Origin of the sequence: Cyclobacterium qasimii M12-11B (genome assembly GCF_000427295.1) — a bacterium.
Taxonomy (GTDB): domain Bacteria; phylum Bacteroidota; class Bacteroidia; order Cytophagales; family Cyclobacteriaceae; genus Cyclobacterium; species Cyclobacterium qasimii.
This window is the reverse complement of sequence record NZ_ATNM01000064.1, coordinates 74527-94984: the sequence shown is the minus strand read 5'-3', so window position 1 is coordinate 94984 and position 20458 is coordinate 74527. Positions and strand designations below refer to the sequence as shown.

The window sequence follows — 20458 nt, the reverse complement described above, 5'->3', positions numbered from 1 at the left end:
TTTAGCGATCTGGTTTCGCGGTAAAAACTTTGTTTTTACCCTTAAGAGCATCTTTTATAAGAGGGATATGTTTCTCATATTCGGGCCCCAACAGTTCCTTCTTTGAAATTTTGTTTATTATTTCTTCCTGAGGCTTCCCCTGCCATTCCAAATAGGCTGCATTTGCAAATCTGCATATTTCATCTTTATCCCAATAGGCCAATAAAGCGGGTATATGATTCGCAGCTATAAAACCTATGTGTTTACTAGAAGCCTGCATAATTTGATTCCTTTTTAAATAATTATACTATTTAAATTTTTTCAAATAATTTAACATAACAAATAACACAATATATATGGATATGTTTTATAATAATCTATATTAATACGAGTTTAATGCTAGATTTTTATAATGATTCTTCAAATAGTATAGCAAATTAGTTGTTCTTTGTGCCGTTACAATGTTCTTTTTTTAGTTGATGGATAATGTTTGTTGGCATTCGGATTCCAAAGTATAGTAGGCCTATTTCAGAAATAGAATAGTTTGATGCTATTATTGAATTTAAAAAAATTACTACCTACTGAAAAAGCCTGCTGGTAATAACGCTAAGATTATTACCAGCAGGCATCCCTATTCTGAAAGAGAATTATTTTACATTGGTGTTATGGTAACTTTTACCATGTCGCTAATTAGAGGAACATTGGCAGATGGATTTGTTTCCATGTTCACAACAGCACCTTCATCAATGCCAGTGTTAGCAGCCGCTTGGCGAAGAGGCTGGGAGTTTCCTGCACCAGCATATTCATCAACTTCAGTTCCTGCATCCAATAAATTCACCATGCTGGTAATGTCCCCTGATAAAGCAGTGCCATTTGAAAACAGGTCAATATTATCTGCTCCAATAAACCAGTCGTTGGATTGTACGAGCATGGTAGCGAAGGACAGTTGATCACCTTCTTCGGATGTAAAGGTAAATGAGTAAGAGTTACCAGGAAGCAACGGACCTGGTGCGGCAGTGCCAACGGGAGTATTAAATACATTTTCAAAACCGGAGGCATCTCCATCTTCAGCTAAACTCTCCAATGCAGCGCTTGCAGATTGCCCTACCATATAAACCATGTTCTCACTTCCTACGGAATAAGCCCCAGGAGCAAATGGAGAGAAGAATCCTGTCATACCAACCAGTCCCGTATTTAGTATAGCATTGTCTCCATCTTCAGCCAAGGGCTCTAAACCTGCTTGTGCTACTATACCATCTGTGAAAATAGGCATTTGATCGCTTGAATGAATTACCCAAACTCCTGGTGCAAGCGGCGAAGTCAAGCTTGCGCTATTGGATACGTTGCTAAGGGTGACCGTAAACATGGTGCCCCCATCATGCTCAATTTCCACCATTAGGACATCATTTGTAGTAGGGTAGGTAAAGCCATCATCCACCAATTTTACAGGATTGCTTTCAGCAGTACCGGTATTTGCTGCACTTTGACGCAAAGGTTGATTGGTGCCCATACCAGGTTCTTCGTTGACTTCCGTTCCTGCATCCCATAATGAAACCATAGCACTTACATCACCTGTTACAGGTTCCCCATTGTCATCATACAAAGCTATGCCCATCTCATCAGGAGCATAGAATAAATCGTTGGATTCGACAAGCATGGTAGCAAAACTCAACGATTGACCTTTACCGGCATTGAAGCTAAAAGATTCAGAATTATCAGGTGTTATTAATCCGGTTTGGCCGGTATTAAAATAATCTTTGCCTTCGAATACATTCTCAATTGTAACTGTAAATTCACTGTTCGTTTTTTGAGGCATATCCATATCCTCATCATTGCAAGCATTTAGCAATAATAATGCGCCCATAAATGCCGCCAAGCTTAATAATTTTACACTTTTCATAATATTTGGTTTAAGGTTATAAATAGTTGTTGTTTTAGGTTCAATTGCGTTTGTTCTTGATCCTATGGATGAAGTTTTTATTTAGGGAATTAAGGTTTAGCATCTTTTTGATAAAAAAGAGCCTTACCTGAATTGAGTGCAGTGCCTCTTTTACTATAGAAGTTGGAAGGATTTACTTGGGGGATTGGTACTCTTTCGAAATTGAGAATAGCTACTTTCCGCTCATGGGTAAGCGCCATTTTTTTACTGTTTTGAGTAAACAGGTTCGTACCAGTAATTAAGGAAATTGTTGAAAAAAAGGCTTTTCTCATTTTGATAAAGTTTAAAGGTTAACTTTATCAAAATAAGCCAGATAGTATCACGAAAAGATCACAAAAGTGTCAACTTTTAGGAATGAACAGGTAGATTAAAAGAAAAGGACGTTCCGACATTCAATTCGCTTTCTACCTTGATGTCTTGTTTATGCAAATCCAGTATTTTTTCACTATGGCAAGACCCAAGCCTGTTCCATCTTGATTATTGGATTCTCCCTTTTTGTACCTGTCAAAAATATAGGGCAATTCTTCAGAAGAAATACCTATGCCGGTGTCCTTAATCATTATCTCGATAGCATCCGTGGTTTTATTTTTAATGACAATAAGGACTGTCCCACCTTCATTGGTGTGTTTTAGTGCATTGTCCAGAAGGTTTTGAAAAACGCGTTCCATTAAAGCAATGTCTGCAAACACAAGGACATTCTCTTCTAACATTTGGATTTTAAAATCGATGGATTTGCTTTTTGCTATTAGGTTGAATTTCATGACCATATCAGAAAGCAATTCATTTATGGAGAAGTTTTCTTTCTTGGTTTCAACCTGACTTGCTTCTAATTTTGAAATCTCAAATAAATCGTCCACCATCTTCTTTAACCGCTGGGTGCTGGAAAGGATGGTGTCTAAATATTTGATTTTAGTCTTTTTGTCTAACTTTTCTTCCAGTAAAACCAGCGTTTCGGCATAGCCTTGTATTGAAGTCAAAGGGGTCCTTAGGTCATGAGAAATATTAGAAATTAATTCCTTTCTCAGTTTTTCTACAGACCTGATTTCATTGATATTACTTACGATGGTGTCTGCCATTGAATCAATATTATTGGCCAATACAGATAACTCACCCTTTGATTTCAAGTGGATACGTGAGCTCAAATCACCATGTTTAAAACGGTTTACGGCAGCACTGATTTTATTGACGTTTTTGGTGAGGTACCATATGACAAAAAAACCTATAATTATGGCTGCCAGAAGGGTAATTAGTACCGCCTTGGTAGCGAGTTTGATTTGATAATTGTGAGCCAACATGTCTGTGACACTCGTGTATTCTTCGCTAGCCAATATTATATAAATATAGCCCACTTTCTTGTCATTGTTTATGATGCTGGCCGCAGAAAAAATCTTATGAACCCCTGGGTTTCTGGGGTCTTCACCTTTTATGAATTCCTCCTTATTGTCAATGAATTGATGAATGGGGTCTAAATTCAAACGTTCAAGTTTTACTTCTCCAAAAGGAGCGTAATAACTGAGGATTTTCCCCGATTCGTCCAATAGATACACTTCCACAGAAGGGTTAAGTACCATGACATTGTGGAACATTTCTTCTACATCGACATCATTTAATGAGCCGTTAACGAATGGTTGGGTGAATTTGGCTACTCTCTCGGCTAGTGGACGGTTTAATTTTTGGGAGGTTTCCTGCGAATAAATAATTGAGGAATTGTGTGTGATATAAATAAAAACCCCTGATATTATTAATAAGAAAAAGAGGAAAAAAAAGGACAGGCGCCAAAACAAACTGTTAAATATCTTTTTCATAAACGCTATATTTCATCGTTAAATTTATAGCCAACACCCCAAGCTGTTAATATGAATTTGGGTTTGTTAGGGCTGTCTTCAATTTTTGCGCGAAGGCGGTTGATATGAGAATTTACTGTGTGGTCGTATCCTGCGTATTCATAGCCCCAAATTATGTTTAGAAGCTTTTCTCTGGAATAGGTTACTCCCTTGTTTTTTGCCAAGAAGTAGAGAAGTTCAAATTCCTTTTTTGTAAGCTCAAGTATTTTGTCATCGAGGGTAACCTTACGCTTAAAAATATTGATCGTTAAATTATCGAATTGAAAGACTTCGGTTTCATTTTCGATGATGGATATTGCGCTACGACGTATAATTGCTTTTACCCTTGCGATAAATTCTCGGATACTAAAAGGTTTGCCTATATAATCATCTGCGCCAGACTCCAAGCCTAAGACCTTGTCAATCTCTTCGGTTTTGGCTGTTAGCATAACAATGGGCGTTTGGATTTTCTCCATTCTTAAATTCCGACAGATGTCTAACCCATCCCCATCTGGCAGCATTAAATCTAAAAGAATGAGCTGGTACTGATTGTTAAGTGCACAATCCATTCCTTTGGCAAAGGTATTGACACTTTCCACGGCATAGCCCACATTGTTTAAATGTAAAACCACCAGTTCAGCAATGTCTTTATCGTCCTCGATTAGAAGTATTTTTTTGTCACCCATTTTACAATATTGAAAAAAATATATCACAAAAGTCTCACAATCAAATATAATCTGGTGCTAGGATGAATTTGAAGGAGGTGAATTCAAATAACTTTACCAAAGGTTCTAATTGGTGAAATCACTTTAGCTTGGGTTTTTCTAGTGCCCTTTTATTAACCTTTTTCTGTTTGAGATCGGTTTAAATTTGCCCTTCTTCCCGATTGGATAATTATTTCAATGATTTCTTCAATGTCCTTTTGGGAGGTTCTAAAATTCACAATACATGCCCTCAAACAATATTTTTCGTTAACAATGGCATTGGATAAAAAAACCTCTCCTCCAGCTTGTAATTCATTCAAAAGGGCTTCATTCAGGGCATTCAGATAATTGTTGTCTTTGCTATTTTTAAGTGGGACATACCTAAAGGTAGTAATGCTTAAGTTCTGCGAAACAGCTTCCAATTCAGGATGTTTTTCAGCAAGATCAAATAACATTTGGGAGAGTTCAATGTCTTCACTAATCAATTTTTCATACCCACTTCTACCGACTTGTTGCAAGGCTAGCCAAACTTTTAGCGCCCTAAAACCACGGGAGTTTTGAAGTCCGTATTCATAGAAATTTTGCGTTGTTTCGTCTCCACCGTTGCTGAAATTGTAATATTCAGGATGTGAACTAAAGGTGTCAATTAAATGCTGTGGATTCCTTACCAATGTACATCCAGCCTCAAGAGGACTGTACAACCATTTGTGCGGATCTAAAGCAATAGAGTCTGCTTCTTTGATTCCTTCGAATAGATAGTTGAACTTTGGAACAACTGCGGCAGGCACACCATAAGCGCCGTCAATATGGAACCACAAGTCATGTTTTTGGCAAATAATAGCTATAGCATCCAGATTATCCACGACCCCGGTGCTTACGTCACCGGCTGTTCCTATTACCATTATTGGTTTACAATCATTTTTCAAATCCGCTGCGATGGTGGCTTCTAAAACTTTAGTGTCCATTTTATTGGAAGCATCCGTTTGGATCCACCTTACTGACTTAGTGCCCAGCCCAAATAAAATGGCGGCTTTTTCTACCCAGGTATGTGTTGTGGTAGAACAGTAAACCGTTAATTTTTTAGATGCGTTGCCAAGCCCATCTTCTTTGACAGTCTTCGGTGCTTTTGCTGTTCTTGCGGCCAGGAATGCAGTGAAATTCGCCATATTGCCACCACTGACCAATAGGCCGCCATAGCTTGGTGAAACACCAATAAATTCAGCCAGCCAGGCAATGGTTTGTTTTTCAATCTCAGTAGCGATAGGGCTTAGAATATGCGCGCCAACATTTGGATTAACTGAGGCAGCTAGTAAATCAGCCAATGCGCCAATTGGAGCAGCAGAAGAAGTGATGTATCCGAAAAATTTAGGGTGCCCATTTAGTAAAGAATGGTTGAATAATAATTCAGTCGCTTTGGAAATTAACTCGGCGGCAGGTTTACCCGCTTCGGGTAATTGGGAGTGCCCCAATAAGTTTTGTAGTTGGCCAGGGCTTTCATTTGGGGTGACAGGTTTTTGGTCGATTGAATCAATAAAATCAGAAATATCATCAATTAGTTGATGTCCAATTTTCCGAAATTCTTCTTTACTGATTTCTATAGATGATTTTCTGGTATTTTCCAATATGGTTTTATTTTTCTATTCCTTCAACACTATCAATTTACGGGGTTTAACTAGTTAGTGAGGTAGTGAATAAGGTAAAAGAGGGCTAAGGCTTTACTTTCCTTGTATTCAATCTCCTGACACAAGCGCCAGGCAGTATAATGGTCTATTTAGGGTTTAATTGATTTGTTTCTCTATTATTTTTGACATCATAATCTGACCATCTTCTTCGGGATGAATGCCATCTTTGGCTAAGGAAGCCCACTGAGGAGCCAAGGTCGTAAAGATATCAATGTAGGTACAGTCATTTGATTCTGCCACTTTTTTGAATTTAGGTAGCAACGCTTTCACTCTTTCGGAAGAACCGTGGTATTTCTCCTTCATTATATGATCGTCTCCGCAGGGTGGAGGTGAAATCACAAAAATTTCCGGATGGTATTTCAGGTAAACCGGATGTGATTTTATCTGTTTTATCAGACTGGCCATGTTGTCGGGAATCTCATTTTTTCTTGGCTCAAAAACTGCCTTACAATCGTTCGTGCCAAGCATAATCACAACCTTGTCCAAACCATGTAAATTCTGATCTGCCTCATTCATGTACCGATCCACATTAAGTAATGTGTTGAGCTTTTCCTGGCCATTGTTATTGAAACCTATGGTGTTTCCGGAAATGCTGGTGTTGTAGATGAAATCCTCAAAATTGGCTTTTTTTAATTGGTCGACCCAGCCATGTTCTTTGGCTCCATTCGAATCGCCAATGGCTAAAACTTTGTCAACTTCTACCTGATCTAAAGCTACGCTCGTTAGGCACTCATGTGTGCCTTCAAAAATGGTAAGTTTAACCAAATCCTTGTAGGCTTTTTGATAGTGGATTAGCCTGTCAGCAATGCTGTCTTTATCAGTGGCTATAAAATTTCTGGAAGCGAGCATCTCAATAATATCTTCCTGAGGAATGATTGCCTTCTTCTCTAATGCGTCAAAATCCGCAACTACCTTATTGTAAAAATCTAATGATTGGGTAATGGGTACTGATCCGGTGTACCCATCGTGGATTCCAGCGTAGATATAGAGCTTGCTGTTTTTACGCTTTTCTATGGGTGTGGGCATGTGGATTGGAGAACGTTTTATCGCCTCTTCTTCATCTAAAAAGTAGTCCTCATTGCTAAAGTCAGCCCCTTTGACAGTTGCCCTTGCGATGTTTAAGGAATAATTATTTCCTCTTCCTTCTGACTCGTAATACCACTTGTTAATATCCGAGATAGGCACCCATGCTGAAAACGTCTTTACAGGATAATTGGTATTCATATAGGTAAGTAAGGTAGCATGTCCACCACCGCTCGTTCCTACCACGTGAATATTGTTGGGGTCCGCATTGCCGTGTTCTATGGCGTAGGCTATGGCATCTTCAATGTCCTGAATTACAAATTCGCTCCCAAGGGCTTCAAAGGTTTTGTTAGGCCCCCTAAAATCAGGGTGTATATAATTATAATCCTTTTTTATGCTCTCATCTACCAATACATCTTGCTGTTCGTAATTGGCACTCCAGGTGTGCAAGCTTACAATCAAAGGTCGATTTTTTTGCTTTGCAGCGTAAAAAATCGCGGGCTGATTTTTTCCATCTAAGGTAGATGGAATCATTATTCTCGAACATTCCTCCGGCCAGTTTTCAATTTGAGTATTGTCCCAGGCGGGGTCGTTTTGAGCAAAGGTGTTTGTAACAAATAGGATAAGGATGGTAAGAAAGCTTAATTTCATTGAGCGTTTAATTTAATAAGATGCACAGAAGGGTTTTCACCCTTATCATTTTTCAATCCTCACGAGGGAGTTGAAATTTTAGTAATCAGGATTTAATTTAAAGCTTTTAACTCAATATTTTCCCCATTGATTTTAATTTAATTTCAGAGGAGGCGCTTTTTTGCATCTACTTCACTTCTTTCTGTTAATTGAAATTTCTGTAAGGGATCGCTAATTTTCCAATTTTAAGTATTTCCAGTTTAATTCCAAAATCAAACTTACTTTGGAAAAAACGAATGCTCTCAGAGTATTTTATCAGGGTTTTGTTTCAGAAGGAATTTTCTCAATACTGATAACTCTGTTATCATGTTTTTTAAATTTCAAAGCGTACTGTATATCGAGTTTACTTCGCTTACTGTCCAGCACTGTAAGGTATCCCTATCATTCAGTGGTACTTCCTAAATGAAGCATGGTGCTTATGGACTTACAAATCCAATTGGTTCTGAATATACCCTTTCAGTGCTGGTTTGAATGAAGGCGACCACATAATAGTTCTGTCCTTTGGCTAAAGAATTTTCGACTTTCATGGAAAACTGATTTTCAGGTTTTCCGACTTTCGAAATCACCTCGGAATTTTCTATAATAGGATAGTCATTTAAGCTATAAAGGAAGCCATATTCAATAATCTCCTCGCTACCAAAATCGTAGATTTTAGAGATAAATTCTACCCCTGTTTCATCAATACTTTGAATAGAAGTCGCACTAAATCTGGGGTTCGTCCTAGGTGACAATTCCTCCTGTTCACAGGCGCTTAAAAGGGAGATTACCAACAACAGTCCAATAAAAATAAATTGTCTTTTCATAATCTAAAACCTATCATGTAAGATGCAACAAGGGAATTGTAGTAAGATTGGCGAGTACTTAAATCAATTGTATATTCCTTTGAGATATGCTCCAATTGAAACTCAGATACTATACCGTATTTTTGGTTAAAGAGGAAGTTGACGCCTAACTTTATTGCGGGCGAAAGCTTAGCCGATGAATAAGTTAAAACAGATTCTTCAGAGAGCCTTACCGTAACTGGCTCATAAGTGATTTTATAGTCTATAATGCTAAACTTGCTTTCTAAGGTATTGGTCCGAATTACAGTGCCTGCACCAAGGTAGAATTCATTTTTTTTCGTTCGATAAAACAGGTAGTTGATGAAGATGGGTACAATTAAACTTGACCTTGAAAATTCTTCAGTAGCGGAATACCTCTGGTTTGGTTTAAACAATTCCATATTGATGACATTGTTCTTTTTTGTATAAGCAATACCTGTATCAAATGAAAAACGCGGCAACCGTCTCCATTGATCAAGCTTCACTCCAAGGCTTATAAATGGGTTGTATTGGGTATCAAAAACATGGGGTATTTCATCAAAGGAGTCTTTTGTCAGGTTGGATTGGGTTAAAGAAATCCCCGTGCCTGCGACCAGAGAGGCCCTCACAAAAGGTAAGTTTTTCACATTCAGTTCGTAGGGTATTTGTTCACATTCGTAATAGATCTTAAAAGTTGAAATTAATTCTTGTTCGGATAAGCTGGTGGTTGAAATCTTTTTCTGTAGTACATCACCGCATGGCCCGTAAAGCATATAACTTAAAAAGCCCATATACTCCCTGTCTCTTGCTCTTACAAGGTTCCCATCGACATCTCTTGCTTCATCAACTTTGTCCAACTGCAGAAAATAGTCCTCATTTTCTATAAAATATCGATTTTTATAACTCAAAAGGCTGACATTCCCTTTTAGTATAATTTGAAAAAAACAAACCCCTCCTCTTCCTTTTCAGGTAGATGTCTGCTTTTAAATTGTCTTCCATTTGCCAATCCAAATCCTTTAATATCATTGGGAGTGTACCTGGTTTTTATTCCTTCGTTCGTAATGAAAGGGATAGAATTGGCTTTGTTAAAATCAAATGATTTTTTGATTGTACCATAAATTTTATGATCCTCCTGATTGATGATGTAATCCTGGTTTACATCCTGACCAAAAGTCCAATAGGAGGTAGCAAAAAAACAGCAAATAGCTGCAGCCAGTAGCTTGTTTATTTTCATAATTTTTTTAAAAAAACACACTTAAAAACGCTAAATGTCTCGTTATCAGCTTTACAAAAGCACTAGAAATATAGGGGGCTGTCGTGATTTTTGTATGAAGCTTTCTAAAAATACTTTACTTTAATGTATTATCCAAAAATATTTAGTTGTTATTTTAATAGCAATTATAAGGGGAATGTGGAGGGGATTCTGATCCTCGTAAATTTTCAATGTTAAAGATTTCAACCTTGCTTTTGGTTTTATTTCTTTGTTTTAGGCGAATCCATTGTCAATAAAAGAGAATATTGGGAGGGGTAACTTTAAAATAAGATGAATGAATCAAACTCCCTTCTTGAAAATGATAATATCAATTTATTTAAAAACGAGTTTCCCAAAAACAGATGGTTTGTGGAAACTTTTACCTGTTGGTGACCAAGCATAGGAGGTCGGTTCTTCTCCTTGGTTTTTATCCAATCGATAAAAGTTGAGCTTGATTTCAGTCTCAGGGCCTACATTCTCAGTAGTTGCAGTGGCCAAGTCTTCAAAGGGTATGGCCATTTCTACAGTCCAACTGCTATCAAGGTCTTCACGCTGATTGAGTGTTCCCTGTACGGTTACGCCCGTTTTTAAACGAGGTAAGTTAAATCTTGCTGTAGCTGGAACATCAATATTTTCAGGATCAACAATATAACTGTCGAAAAGGACATTGGAAGGGGAAACTTCGATTTCTACATAGGTCTCAGGCACATCATCTACATCGATAAATACTTCCACAACCTCTTCTTCCCACAGATATTCATCGCGTTGTGTAAAAGCAGCCCAAATATCTGGGTCATTGCAGACAAATAAAAAGTACAAGGTGCTGTCATCATAACATGCCTTGACATGGGTTTGTAGTCCTGGTTCTAATACTTCCTTTCCAGAACGATTTTCCTTTAGTGCTATAGGTTTTGCTTGTTGCCAAATGGGCTCATCGGCTTTGCCATCAATTACAGGAGCCTTAGAGGCGAAGGATGCTTCAATTGTATAATCTGTAGCTGTTTTCTCAGCACACTGCATGAACAACATTAATGCGCCAAGAATCATTGAATTTTTAAGTCTCATTTTATGGGTGACTGATTTTAGGTTCCACATAATTTATTAGCTGAATAGAATTTAAAAATTTAATCCTTAGGATGCTACAAAGTTTACCACAGCTTTCTCCAGACCATTCACACTTTCGATTTCCAAAGTATACAGGTAATTGTCTTTTTCCTTAAGAATTTCTGAATCAGTTAGCGTTACATCATCAGAAGTGAAAGTTAACTTTCTTTTGGATTCGATCTTGATGGTCAATGGATTTTCATTGAGTTGATCCTGCAGTTTATTGGTTTCCAGAAAATCGATGTTAATCTTATTTTCATGAAGGGCCACTTTTGTGCACACATGATGTACAAGCTGATTTCTAAACGAGGAAGAGTTCCTGGCCAATAACGTTTCTGGTTTATCATTGTATGGCGCCAGGTGTTTTACCCAGCCATCGACAATTTCTGAATTGCGACTTGGGTCTGCATGCAGCATATTGGGCCAATGTAAACCACAAGTGGAGCCAGTAAGTATTCCGCTTGGTTTTCCACCAAAAACATCCCAATCAAGCAGATCTTTTCCCCGGTCTACGGTCAATATACCATCGTCAATCCCGAATAATCCATACTGTGCACCTTCGGCATTGTACATATTATAAAAAGGGGTGTTGATATAATTCATCCCACGTTTCTTGATAACTGCCGCCATGCTGGTTTTATGTGCACCTGTCAAACCAAACCCATGTAAAAAAGCGGTAGGGACAAAAGAAGTAGGGAACGGCCCCAATTGATTTTGCTCCAACAATTTTTCATAGTAATCCAGGTGAAGTTCTACTTGATCCAGGGGACGCATTGTTCCAAAACTGTCTGCCCATTCTGCTCTGGTGGCATTTTTACCCTCCCAATATTCATGCCCCACGCCATGCATGGTTAGCTCATAATGATTTTGATTGTCCCTAATTATAGCGGCAGCCTCATCCAACCATGGACCAACCCAATTGCTGTTGTCCCATTTTTCCCGCATCCAGGTGCTTGTGGGGAGGTTTCGAAGTATGTTTTCTCTGTCCCATTCACAGAGGATTGTTGCAGCTTGCGGTCTTACGCCCAATTTTTCTCCAAGTTCAACTATTGCCTGATAATCGGCAGGAACATGGTTTCGGTTGATACCTGTTCGGTAGGGTTCCTGACGTGTATGGCCATCTTCCCCTGACCACCAGCCAACATCATCTATTACGATCTGAATTGGTCTAGGTAGGGTCACCTTCAACTCATCATTGCGAATGGTTTTCGTTCCCTCACAGGCTACTAAAGTGGAAGCGGCAAGTCCGCTGCCTAGTAGTGCCGATTTTTTCGTGAATTCACGTCGTGTCATATTTTGCATAGAATATTTTATTATTCCTGGTTACCAATTTTGAAGCCCCAATAGGCGCAAAGCATTTTTTGAATAGATTTTATCCACTACCTCAGTTGGTAACTTTAATCCAGACAAGGTGCCAAAATTGGCTAAACGGATCTCCTCATCTGTCACATAGAATTTCCATTCACTTATCCACCTGTCATGGATGCTTTTTTTGAATGCCTCAGGATCCTTTGTAGGATTGATCTGACTGTCGGTCCCATAAATAAGCCTGTCCTGATATTTAATAAAAAAGGCCCTGGTTTTCTGTCTGTCATTAAAAGTATGAAATTGCAAATTGGAAAGGCGTGTTAAATCCACGTACATGTTTGGAAATTTATCCAGTCGTTTTGCCAACTCATCAAGGCTCCATTCCAAGCTGCCCAAGTGGGCGCCCATAAAAGTGAGCTCAGGGTGCTTTTCAAGCATATTGTCTCTTGCATCGATCTGATCCTGATAAGAAGGATATTCCGGATGCAAGTACATGTGGTATTCAGGATGCGCACCGTAGTAGCCTTGACTAAATGTCATTTCCTCCAAGGGCAACCAACAATCTCTCGGTTCACCATTATGCCCCAATAAGGGAATGTTGTTTTCAATAAGGTAATCTAGAATGGGATCAAGTTGTTCATCGTCGACCATTACAAAATCACCATTCTCATCCCTCAAGTCCATGCCGATGTTTTTCCAGATTTTGACAGCTACTGCACCTTCCGATAAGGATTTTTCCAGATTTTTTAGGGTGTTTTTAGCCCAGTTGGCCTTGCCCCAATCTTTGACCGAAAAGGTGGTTGCCAAGGCCATGTTTTTGGAAAAATGCTTTAAATGTCCATTGGCGATTTTTTGCTGTTTCTTCATGGGGACGCCAAATGGCCGGTCGTCAATTATGTCCAAGAAGCGAAAATTATCTTCCTGCGCCTGCTCCATGAAAAATTCCTCCTCCGTATTGAGATGAATATGAATGTCAAATTTTCTAACAGTAGCAAAATCTTCCATACTGTAGTAATGTTCCTCATGGTTATTGACCAGTTTCTCTGGATTCTCAAAGACCTTTCCTTGGATAAAGGCAAAGCTGAGTATAAGAAGTGGCAGAAGGAGGAACAATTTGATTTTCTTCATGTTTTGATTAGTGGGTAAGCAGTAAATTAAAATATCTTATGGTTAGGGCCCATTGTGATCTTTTTAGAAAGATTTAATACTTAAATAAAGTCATTTTTTGTAAGGTTTTTAGCTTTCTTAAACCATTTCTATCACTGTATACTATTCATAATCGCCCCATAAAAAGTCCTTGCATCCTCCAAGCGGCTGATAATCCCTTCATCAACTTTTTCTTTTGCTCTGGTTTCATCTTCTATGGATTGAATGGCTGTCAATTGCTTCACGATAATTCCAGGAGCCTTCTCGGGATCCCAGGTAGGTTGGCCATCGACGATAAAGTAGATGGGAGTGGTATGGGCAACTGCTCCATTTTCACAGTACACTGCAGCGGATAACCATTGGCTTTTTTTCAAAGTATGGGCCAGGTCGATTTCAAGCTCGTCGGCCCCTTCAGGATTTAACTTTTCCATTAACAAGCCGTCATTGTTGTAGATTTCTATGCGTTCGATCTTGCCAATTCCATCATGAGAAAGCGCCTTTACACTTAAATTGGTTGTGGATCCCTTGCTGCGGATAAGCTCTGAGCCCGGAAGAAATTCATCTGCTTCGAGAAATAGGGCTGGCCCATTGGATACGAAAGTATGTCCTTTTTTAAGTCCATCGAACCAGGCATCTGCTGAGAAGGTATCTCCAGTATACACAAAGGTACGCACCTCACCCAAGGTAGATCCCCAAGGAATGTCACTGCCTGCAGCAGCGGTAATGCGGAAGCCAAGGTTAAGGTAATCGTAATAATCCATGGTGTTGATCATGGAAAACTGTAGCAGCTCCACAAAGTCTATTTGTTCGGTGGTGATGTACCAGGGAAAGCCTCTCGGTAAATCACAGCCGTTCCAAGAAAAGTGGGCGTAACCAACAACGGCACCAGCTTGCAATTGCAATTTTTTGAAGACCAGGTCATAATAATTGTAAGTGGAGGTGTCGCGTACCATTACGTTGACGTTAAGCCCAATGATGTGCCCATAGGTGCTGCGAGGCCCTTCCTGGCCTGAGACAAGGCAGATGTCGTCCTTGCAAGTCCTGAATTCTTCTCCAAAACCTTCCTGATGAAAATCGGTGCCTTTATGATGGCCCATTTCTAAGATGTTGACCAAGTGTACATCTTCAGCTTTTGCATACTCCCAAAGGAAATCTTTGAAGGCTTGCTTTGTGGTAGGGTGGTGTACGTGTACATCGCCTGAATACCAGCCTTGTGCTGGAAGATCGATCCAGCGTTTCATGGTATACGTTTTTGTAATTTCCTTGTCGCCACTGGTAACCGTAAATTCTTCATTGATGGGGATGAATTCATTCCCATGTTCCAGGCTGATCCGCCAGGTGCCAGGAGGGAGAGTGATGGAAAAGTCACCTGAAACCTGATAGGCTACAGGCTCTCCCCAGTGAGGGATTGATGGGAGATTTTGATACACAAAACTCCGGTCATCGTTGTCGCCTATCCCATTCATCTTACGAATAGGACCTATCCAATTTTTTTCGCTTTCAAATGCGATGCCTTTATAGAAATCCTGTACAAGAGAAACTGAGTCGGCAATAGCTGCCGCTGGAGGAATGCGTACCAGTCCATCGTCTACACTGGTAATGCAAGCCATTACTGGCGTAATTTCTCCAGATGCTTCCTCCACAATTCGGATATTAATCTTCTGCCCTTCATTCGGTGCATTGCATCCCAATAAATAGAGTGCTGAGAGGATTAGTACTAAGCTATTTCTCATGGCTTATTTTTGTTTTCTTTAAGGATTGAGTTATAAGATAAGAAGTATCTCAATCATTACAAACAGAATTTTATTCCATGAATAACTCAACTATTCTTTAAATAGATGGTTTTCGGCTGTTGAGACACTGCTAAGACAATGTGAAAGCGAGAAAAATAAGGGGCTTATAAATTATTCAATTGTTCAATGGCTTTTCCCATATCAATCGATTGGCCTAATACACCTTTGAAAAGATCTTTTCTTTTAGCCATGATATTCGGGACGGTTTCAATGGTGTAATCAGTAATTTTTAAACCAGATTTGACTTCAGACCAGTGCAATGGCATTGATACTGTAGCGTTTAACTGGGGTCTCAAACTGTAAGGTGCGACGATGGTTTGACCTTTTCGGTTTTGTAAATAATCTAAATAAATTTTTGGGCCTCTCTTTTTCAACATTCTTTCCATTGTGGTCAATTTTGGAAGCTTTTCTTGGGTGTAATAACAGAGTAATTTGGTGAAATCGCGTGCTTCCTCATAAGTGTATTTACCTCCCATAGGAAGGTAGATGTGCATTCCAGATGCACCAGAGGTTTTGCAATAACCGTCGATGCCTGCTTGTTGCAATACTTCTTTCACAGCCAATGCGGTTTCAATTACCTGTTCGAATGTGTTATTATCAGATGGGTCTAAATCGATGATGGCATAGTCGGGATTATCTAAGTGAAAGATGGTAGAATGCCATGGATGGAGTTCGATGCACCCTAGATTATTGAGGTATAGCAAAGTGGCCTCTTTTTGACATAATAAATAATTGATCTCCTTTTTGGAAGATTTTGAATGGATGGCATGGGTTTCAATCCAATTAGGTAAATGCTCATGGTCTTTTTGATAAAAGGATTGGCCATTGATGCCATTGGGATGCCGATGTAAGCTTTCCGGACGATCCAATAAATAAGGCAAGATGATGTCGGACATTTTGATGTAATAATCCAACATATCGTATTTGGTGTAACCGGATTCTGGCCAATAGAGCTTATCTGGATTTGTAATGTTTAGGTTAACATCGTCCACTTTTAATGCAAATTCAGCGTCCGTAGTCTTTTTTTGTTGGCTATATTTTTTGAAACAAATGGGGTTTGTTCAAATTCCAAATTTTTGTCTTCACGCAACCTTAAAAAGACAGGATGGCGCATCACCTTTGAAGGTGTCCATTCTGAAAATTTCACTTCACAAATCAGTCTGGGAATCAACCACATAGCTTCACGACCTTTAAGCTGTTTGCGGATATCGAACACTGGCTCGTCGGTTTGGAGTACTTCAAACTTGTGGTACAACTCCTTAATCTGCTCTTCTGAAAACCCAGAACCACAGGTTCCGACATAGGTTAGTTGACCATTTTCTACCATCCCTAAGATTAAAGAAGCGAACTTTCGGGATTTTTTTTCTGAAAGCGTGTAACCGCAAAGGATAGTTTCTGTGTTTTCTATCTTTTTAAACTTTAGCCAGTTAGGAGAACGAAGCCCCAAGTCATACGTAGAATGAGCTTTTTTTGCAATGACACCTTCCATGCCCATTTCCAAAGCTTTTTCATAGACCGTTATTCCCATGGTTTCGACATGGTCGCAATAATGAAGATGGGAGGCTTCTGGAATCAATTCTTTTAGCAATTGCTTGCGGTCTATTAAAGGGAGTTCCATTGTGTCGTGATCGTTGAGATGCAACAAATCAAACACATAATACACCAGTAATCCTTTGGTGGTCTCTTCGTTATAATTTTGCAAGGCATTAAATTGGGGAAGTCCATCTGCATCTAATACAACTATTTCCCCATCCAGAATTGCGTTGTGACCTATGGTAGTTAAATCTTTATGGATTGCGCTGAATTTTTCGTTTAGAGAAAGTCCATTACGTGTATAGAGTTCCGCATTGCCATTATTGAGGTTTGCCAATGCACGGTAGCCATCATATTTTAATTCATAAATCCAGTTCTTATCATTAAATATTGTTTTTCCTGGAGAGGCGAGCATGGGTTTGATAATCGATTTGAGATTTAATTTTTTCGGGCTTTGGATTTGCTCGATAGAAAACGCTTTAAGCGTAAAATCTTCAGCGTCATAATTTAGGTCTGTGGCAAATTCATCATTATGTTTAATAAGCAACCATTGTTCTTTTTTGTTCATGGAAGTTGAACGCACCAGGGTAAAGAGCCCTTTGAGTTTGCTGCCGTGAAAGGTGATTTTTAGCTTCCCATTATCATAGTCATCAGATAGCGAGTTTCCTTGGTGTAGGTTTTCATAATGACCCTCGTCCCAAATGGTCATTTTTCCTGCACCATAGTTGCCTTTTGGAATGATCCCTTCAAAGTTTAAATAAGCAACAGGATGATCCTCGGTTTGTACTGCCAGACGTTTGTCCTTAGGATTCATAGAAGGACCTTTAGGTACTGCCCAGCTTTTGAGTACTCCGTCCATTTCTAAACGCAGGTCGTAATGCAAATGACTGGCACGATGTCTTTGGATGACAAACCTGAATTGGTTGCTTTTATCAAACACATCTTTAGGCTCAGGTGTGTCTTTAAAACTTCGCTTCTGTCGATACGCTTTGAGTCCCATTTAGGAAGCCATCTTTTTTCGTTGCTCAAGACTAGCCTTAAGTTTTGCCATTAAATCTTTGGCAGCTGTAGGCTCACTTTTCATCTTTTCAACCTTGATTTTTTTGCCGCTGGATTTGGATTCGATCGTCTTCAAAAGTTGTTCGTTATAGACATCCTTGTATTTCTCGAAATTGAATTTTTCAGTATAATTTTCAATAAGGGATTCCGCCATGGCGATTTCCTTTTTAGAGGTTTTAGAGGTTGGGATTTTAATTTCTTTAGTGTCTCGGATTTCTTCTGCAAAGCGGATAACATGCAATACAATGACATTTTTATACACGCCAACGAGTGAGAGATTTTCTTTTTGACGCATGACGAAGGTTGCCACACCTAGTTTACCTGTTTTTTTTAAAGCATCCCTCAATAGATTGTACGCTTTTCCCCCTTCTTTTTGAGGTTCGAGGTAGTATGGGTTTTTAAAAAGCATATCTGCCACCTCGGTTTCTTCCACAAATTCTTCGATGTCAATGGTTTTGCTTTTTTTGATATTTGCATTTTCGAAATCCTCCTTTTCTAAAATGACATAGGCATCGTCTTTTTTATAGCCTTTCACAATGTCTTTATACGCTACTTCCTCGCCAGTATTTTCGTTGACACGCTTGTACCTGATTCGGGCATGGTCGTGTTTATCAAGCATGTCTAAATCGAGGGTGCGCCCTTCTGAAGCGGAATACATTTTAATGGGAATTGAGACAAGCCCAAAGCTGAGGGTACCATTCCAAATTGATTTCATAGTGCTGTTATAAGGTGATAATTAGTAAACACTTTTATGCAACTAAAAATTATGGAATTTTTAGTTTTTAGATGGATGCTAAAGAAAGTTTTTGTGACCCTAAAGAATTTATCTCTTTAAACTTGAAATATTTTTTAGCTTATCATCATGCCTAAATGTTATATTAGATTCATTTATTAATTACCTTCTTTAATATATTTGAAGATTTCAATGCATTACAATTAGCTGTAAAATGATTAATAATTTAAAATTATAATTGTTATGATTGACGGAGAGGAATACACCTTTGATTTTCTCAAAATGCTATTTGGAGATTTTAGTTTTATGATTTATTTAGAAATCATGCTTAGGGTGATTATAATTATGAGTTATACTATTCTCATTATAGGATGGATAGGTAAGCGTGCAGTTGGTACTTTGGGAAGTGCGGATATTTTACTGATAGTCGCAATGGGAAGTGCAGTTGGAGATGCCATGTTTTACCCTTCAGTTCCATTGGTAGTGGCAATTTCTGTCATTACTTTGATTGCTGTTTTTCAGAGGGTATATGTTTTGTTAGGTGTTAAATATCAGCGTGTTAGAAAATAACCCATCCAAAAGTTTTAAAATTGGTTGAAAAGGAAAGTTGCTGACAGAAAATTTTGAAGTAGATGATATTGATAAAAAGGAAGTATTGATGCTCTTAAGGCAATCAGGGATAAGAGATCTTGCTGAAGTTGAACATGCTTATTATGAGCAATCAGGAGAATTAAGTGTGTTTAAATATAAAAATGAGAAAGTAGAAAATTCAATCTTACCAGAGGACATGGGAGATTTGATTTAATTACTATTTTTCGGGGAGAACAATATGCTCCTGGCCCGGAGGAGGTCTGTGTAAAGAGAATAGCCGCTTGTTGAAAAAGTTTGTATTTTCCGGAATTGGCGGTGATTTAGACTTCAGAAATGTCCTGAATAGATAAAGGGTTAGAATGCCCTTTTATCTATTCAGGAGCAGTTTTTATATCTCAATCTTAGTTCCCATAATTTTCAGGAATTCCCGGATGAAACTTGGGTGACCTGGCCAGGCCGGAGAGGTGACAAGGTTGCCATCTACAAATGCAGCATCTGCTGGAATGTCCTGGAATTCTCCACCTGCTAAGGTTACTTCAGGGCCAACAGCTGGATAAGCAGTTAGTTTTCTCCCTTTTACAACGCCAGCTGTAGTCAAAATCTGAATACCGTGGCAGATGGCGGCTACAGGCTTATCGGCTTCGAAAAAGTGTTTTACCATTTCGATTAATTCCCCATTTAATCTCAAATATTCTGGTGCTCTACCACCTGCAATCACCAATCCATCATAGTCGCTAACTTTTACATCATCAAAGCTATAATTCAACACAAAGTTGTGGCCTGGTTTTTCAGTATACGTCTGGTCTCCTTCAAAATCATGGATAGCGGTTTTAACAATGTCTCCCTTTTTTTGTTGGGACAAACGGTGTGAACGGTGTAACCAACCATTTCAAGCATCTGAAAAGGAACCATTGTTTCATAGTCCTCTGTAAAGTCTCCGGTTAAGAATAATACCTTTTTCATTTTTTAGAATTTAAAAATTTTAATTGGTTTCAAAGGTTGCTGCCAACCTTATTTTATATGGTTTTTTGGGTGGCTGATTTAATTAATTAAAACCGAATATGAAATCCGATAACAGTTTCGTGATTAGGCTAGAATTAACAATACATAGTATACGGTTCTTGCGTCTTGAAGGGTCAATATAAGGTAAAAAAATGATCGTTCCAACGTGGGAAAAGCCATATCTGCCCTTTTTTTGTAACTGCCAAAAATGAATTTCTAAAGCCTTGTTTATCCATTAAACTTAGCGTGATAACTACCATGAAACTCAAGTGCTGCACCCAACAAAAGCAATCCTTC

The 20458-nt window shown here is 38.8% G+C and carries 20 protein-coding genes and 1 pseudogene; 2 read left to right on the top strand and 19 right to left on the bottom strand.

Going from position 1 to position 20458, the window contains the following annotated elements; genetic code table 11:
* Position 1 precedes the first annotated feature (1 nt).
* From ADICYQ_RS05780 to ku, 17 genes are all read right to left on the bottom strand, one after another.
* On the bottom strand, positions 2 to 259 hold the full coding sequence (locus tag ADICYQ_RS05780; protein ID WP_020889093.1) for a PAS domain-containing protein: 258 nt from the start codon (positions 257 to 259) through the stop codon (positions 2 to 4).
* Between the two features lie 372 nt (positions 260 to 631).
* The gene (locus ADICYQ_RS05775) at positions 632 to 1879 is read right to left on the bottom strand and encodes a spondin domain-containing protein (RefSeq protein ID WP_020889092.1); all 1248 of its coding nucleotides are present in this window, start codon (positions 1877 to 1879) and stop codon (positions 632 to 634) included.
* Between the two features lie 89 nt (positions 1880 to 1968).
* Positions 1969 to 2190: a hypothetical protein gene (locus ADICYQ_RS05770; protein WP_020889091.1), complete on the bottom strand. Its 222-nt coding sequence runs from the start codon at positions 2188 to 2190 to the stop codon at positions 1969 to 1971.
* Between the two features lie 132 nt (positions 2191 to 2322).
* Positions 2323 to 3723: a sensor histidine kinase gene (locus tag ADICYQ_RS05765; RefSeq protein ID WP_081652300.1), complete on the bottom strand. Its 1401-nt coding sequence runs from the start codon at positions 3721 to 3723 to the stop codon at positions 2323 to 2325.
* Between the two features lie 5 nt (positions 3724 to 3728).
* Entirely contained in the window at positions 3729 to 4427 is a 699-nt protein-coding gene (locus tag ADICYQ_RS05760) for a response regulator transcription factor (protein WP_020889089.1), read from the bottom strand.
* A gap of 152 nt (positions 4428 to 4579) precedes the next feature.
* Positions 4580 to 6067 (bottom strand): pyridoxal phosphate-dependent decarboxylase family protein, encoded by a 1488-nt coding sequence (locus ADICYQ_RS05755; protein ID WP_020889088.1) that lies wholly within the window; start codon positions 6065 to 6067, stop codon positions 4580 to 4582.
* A 156-nt stretch (positions 6068 to 6223) separates the two neighbouring features.
* A complete protein-coding gene (locus ADICYQ_RS05750) occupies positions 6224 to 7801 on the bottom strand; it encodes an SGNH/GDSL hydrolase family protein (RefSeq protein ID WP_020889087.1) in 1578 nt (525 codons plus the stop codon).
* A 455-nt stretch (positions 7802 to 8256) separates the two neighbouring features.
* The gene (locus ADICYQ_RS05745; protein WP_020889086.1) at positions 8257 to 8643 is read right to left on the bottom strand and encodes a hypothetical protein; all 387 of its coding nucleotides are present in this window, start codon (positions 8641 to 8643) and stop codon (positions 8257 to 8259) included.
* Positions 8640 to 9548: a hypothetical protein gene (locus ADICYQ_RS05740; RefSeq protein ID WP_040414725.1), complete on the bottom strand. Its 909-nt coding sequence runs from the start codon at positions 9546 to 9548 to the stop codon at positions 8640 to 8642. Before ADICYQ_RS05740 ends, ADICYQ_RS05745 begins: the two co-directional genes overlap by 4 nt.
* A gap of 17 nt (positions 9549 to 9565) precedes the next feature.
* Positions 9566 to 9874, bottom strand: a complete 309-nt coding sequence (locus tag ADICYQ_RS05735) for a hypothetical protein (RefSeq protein WP_020889084.1) — start codon at positions 9872 to 9874, stop codon at positions 9566 to 9568.
* 351 nt (positions 9875 to 10225) lie between these two features.
* Positions 10226 to 10957 carry a carbohydrate-binding family 9-like protein gene (locus tag ADICYQ_RS25795; protein WP_161625579.1) on the bottom strand — a complete coding sequence of 244 codons (732 nt, stop codon included), beginning with the start codon at positions 10955 to 10957 and terminating at the stop codon, positions 10226 to 10228.
* A 66-nt stretch (positions 10958 to 11023) separates the two neighbouring features.
* Positions 11024 to 12289 carry a hypothetical protein gene (locus tag ADICYQ_RS05725; protein ID WP_146947655.1) on the bottom strand — a complete coding sequence of 422 codons (1266 nt, stop codon included), beginning with the start codon at positions 12287 to 12289 and terminating at the stop codon, positions 11024 to 11026.
* Positions 12290 to 12319: 30 nt separating this feature from the next.
* Positions 12320 to 13432, bottom strand: coding sequence for an amidohydrolase family protein (locus ADICYQ_RS05720; protein WP_081652299.1), 1113 nt, complete (start codon positions 13430 to 13432; stop codon positions 12320 to 12322).
* 131 nt (positions 13433 to 13563) lie between these two features.
* Complete coding sequence (locus tag ADICYQ_RS05715) at positions 13564 to 15183, bottom strand: CehA/McbA family metallohydrolase (RefSeq protein WP_040414723.1); 1620 nt, start codon at positions 15181 to 15183, stop codon at positions 13564 to 13566.
* Positions 15184 to 15347: 164 nt separating this feature from the next.
* Positions 15348 to 16235, bottom strand: coding sequence for a non-homologous end-joining DNA ligase (ligD, locus tag ADICYQ_RS28270; RefSeq protein ID WP_020889078.1), 888 nt, complete (start codon positions 16233 to 16235; stop codon positions 15348 to 15350).
* Positions 16236 to 16237: 2 nt separating this feature from the next.
* The gene (gene ligD / locus ADICYQ_RS28265; RefSeq protein ID WP_020889077.1) at positions 16238 to 17776 is read right to left on the bottom strand and encodes a non-homologous end-joining DNA ligase; all 1539 of its coding nucleotides are present in this window, start codon (positions 17774 to 17776) and stop codon (positions 16238 to 16240) included.
* Positions 17777 to 18550 (bottom strand): non-homologous end joining protein Ku, encoded by a 774-nt coding sequence (ku, locus tag ADICYQ_RS05705; RefSeq protein WP_020889076.1) that lies wholly within the window; start codon positions 18548 to 18550, stop codon positions 17777 to 17779. It lies immediately after the preceding gene.
* Positions 18551 to 18811: 261 nt separating this feature from the next.
* On the opposite strand from ku, the gene ADICYQ_RS05700 reads away from it, so the two are divergent.
* Positions 18812 to 19138 (top strand): DUF421 domain-containing protein, encoded by a 327-nt coding sequence (locus ADICYQ_RS05700; RefSeq protein WP_020889075.1) that lies wholly within the window; start codon positions 18812 to 18814, stop codon positions 19136 to 19138.
* Between the two features lie 37 nt (positions 19139 to 19175).
* Positions 19176 to 19373, top strand: a complete 198-nt coding sequence (locus tag ADICYQ_RS05695; RefSeq protein ID WP_020889074.1) for a YetF domain-containing protein — start codon at positions 19176 to 19178, stop codon at positions 19371 to 19373.
* Positions 19374 to 19547: 174 nt separating this feature from the next.
* Here ADICYQ_RS05695 and ADICYQ_RS05690 read toward each other — a convergent pair whose 3' ends face one another.
* Positions 19548 to 20021 carry a DJ-1/PfpI family protein gene (locus ADICYQ_RS05690; RefSeq protein ID WP_020889073.1) on the bottom strand — a complete coding sequence of 158 codons (474 nt, stop codon included), beginning with the start codon at positions 20019 to 20021 and terminating at the stop codon, positions 19548 to 19550.
* Positions 20022 to 20071: 50 nt separating this feature from the next.
* A pseudogene (locus ADICYQ_RS29570) lies at positions 20072 to 20122 on the bottom strand (hypothetical protein); the annotation flags it as partial.
* Positions 20123 to 20458 lie beyond the last annotated feature (336 nt).

What these genes read in the sequence shown, in the direction of transcription:
- ADICYQ_RS05780 (WP_020889093.1), bottom strand. Translation starts at nt 259, where the DNA reads ATGCAGGCTTCTAGTAAACACATAGGTTTTATAGCTGCGAATCATATA.
- ADICYQ_RS05775 (WP_020889092.1), bottom strand. Translation starts at nt 1,879, where the DNA reads ATGAAAAGTGTAAAATTATTAAGCTTGGCGGCATTTATGGGCGCATTA.
- ADICYQ_RS05770 (WP_020889091.1), bottom strand. Translation starts at nt 2,190, where the DNA reads ATGAGAAAAGCCTTTTTTTCAACAATTTCCTTAATTACTGGTACGAAC.
- ADICYQ_RS05765 (WP_081652300.1), bottom strand. Translation starts at nt 3,723, where the DNA reads ATGAAAAAGATATTTAACAGTTTGTTTTGGCGCCTGTCCTTTTTTTTC.
- ADICYQ_RS05760 (WP_020889089.1), bottom strand. Translation starts at nt 4,427, where the DNA reads ATGGGTGACAAAAAAATACTTCTAATCGAGGACGATAAAGACATTGCT.
- ADICYQ_RS05750 (WP_020889087.1), bottom strand. Translation starts at nt 7,801, where the DNA reads ATGAAATTAAGCTTTCTTACCATCCTTATCCTATTTGTTACAAACACC.
- ADICYQ_RS05745 (WP_020889086.1), bottom strand. Translation starts at nt 8,643, where the DNA reads ATGAAAAGACAATTTATTTTTATTGGACTGTTGTTGGTAATCTCCCTT.
- ADICYQ_RS05735 (WP_020889084.1), bottom strand. Translation starts at nt 9,874, where the DNA reads ATGAAAATAAACAAGCTACTGGCTGCAGCTATTTGCTGTTTTTTTGCT.
- ADICYQ_RS25795 (WP_161625579.1), bottom strand. Translation starts at nt 10,957, where the DNA reads ATGAGACTTAAAAATTCAATGATTCTTGGCGCATTAATGTTGTTCATG.
- ADICYQ_RS05725 (WP_146947655.1), bottom strand. Translation starts at nt 12,289, where the DNA reads ATGACACGACGTGAATTCACGAAAAAATCGGCACTACTAGGCAGCGGA.
- ADICYQ_RS05720 (WP_081652299.1), bottom strand. Translation starts at nt 13,432, where the DNA reads ATGAAGAAAATCAAATTGTTCCTCCTTCTGCCACTTCTTATACTCAGC.
- ADICYQ_RS05715 (WP_040414723.1), bottom strand. Translation starts at nt 15,183, where the DNA reads ATGAGAAATAGCTTAGTACTAATCCTCTCAGCACTCTATTTATTGGGA.
- ligD (WP_020889077.1), bottom strand. Translation starts at nt 17,776, where the DNA reads ATGGGACTCAAAGCGTATCGACAGAAGCGAAGTTTTAAAGACACACCT.
- ku (WP_020889076.1), bottom strand. Translation starts at nt 18,550, where the DNA reads ATGAAATCAATTTGGAATGGTACCCTCAGCTTTGGGCTTGTCTCAATT.
- ADICYQ_RS05700 (WP_020889075.1), top strand. Translation starts at nt 18,812, where the DNA reads ATGATTGACGGAGAGGAATACACCTTTGATTTTCTCAAAATGCTATTT.